Source organism: Dellaglioa sp. CoH-56-MRSF-13, assembly GCF_056782095.1.
The window spans coordinates 1-672 of the sequence record NZ_JBXAYC010000029.1 but is presented as its reverse complement, the minus strand read 5'-3'; the positions used below and the strand labels follow the sequence as shown (position 1 = coordinate 672).

Sequence of the window (672 nt, the reverse complement as noted above, 5' to 3'; positions counted from 1 at the left end):
TTCTCTACCCAATATTTACCCAGCAGCGACACCAGATAGGTGCCGTAGGACACTGCCTTGGTATCTGTGCGCAGCACCATGAATTCTGGATCACGGCCTTTCTTGTGTAGTAGTACACACGAATCGACGGGTCCAGTGATCTCGTTAGTGCTGTCTCCAAACTGATGCAGGTTGTAGTGCTGCCACAAACCCGGCTCGATTTCTGGGCGCATCCATTCGTAAAACTTGTTCAGGTCTAGGCTCATGGGTGTGGTGCGTAGTTAGTGAACAGATAAAAAGTAACGACAAGTCCGGAGAGCGCGCCGAGCAGGACCCAGCGCATTTCACGGTGACTTGCATCGAAACATGATCCAAGCGCTCCGAACAAGCCGCCCGCGAGCGCCCCAATAGCAAGCGAGATCATGCCAATGATCGCATAGAAATACCAGCCAATCCCAGCTAATATCAGATGCAGCAGTGCCAAGAATCCTTCCATTATTTAGACCACCTTACCTTTCGATCCATCGAGCAACTTCAACACATCGATCATGTGGCGCAGATGGTGAGATGCCGAATCTATGTCCTTCACGATCTGGTCCAGCACGTCTACGAGTGCCTTTCCCTCGGTCATCAGCGTTCGGGCCGTACCCTGCACACGCTCGACCAGTGCTTTCCGCTGTTCGGCACTGCTAC

At 52.5% G+C, this 672-nt stretch carries 3 protein-coding genes; all 3 read right to left on the bottom strand.

All coding sequences use genetic code 11. The features are described from left to right. The coding region (locus AC1RP1_RS07675; protein WP_481762669.1) for a hypothetical protein at positions 1–245 on the bottom strand (245 nt) is incomplete at its 3' end. Beyond that, positions 242–475, bottom strand: coding sequence for a hypothetical protein (locus AC1RP1_RS07670; RefSeq protein ID WP_289863264.1), 234 nt, complete (start codon positions 473–475; stop codon positions 242–244). The genes AC1RP1_RS07670 and AC1RP1_RS07675, both read right to left, overlap by 4 nt. 3 nt (positions 476–478) lie before the next feature. Then, the coding region (locus AC1RP1_RS07665) for a hypothetical protein (protein ID WP_481762668.1) at positions 479–672 on the bottom strand (194 nt) is incomplete at its 5' end.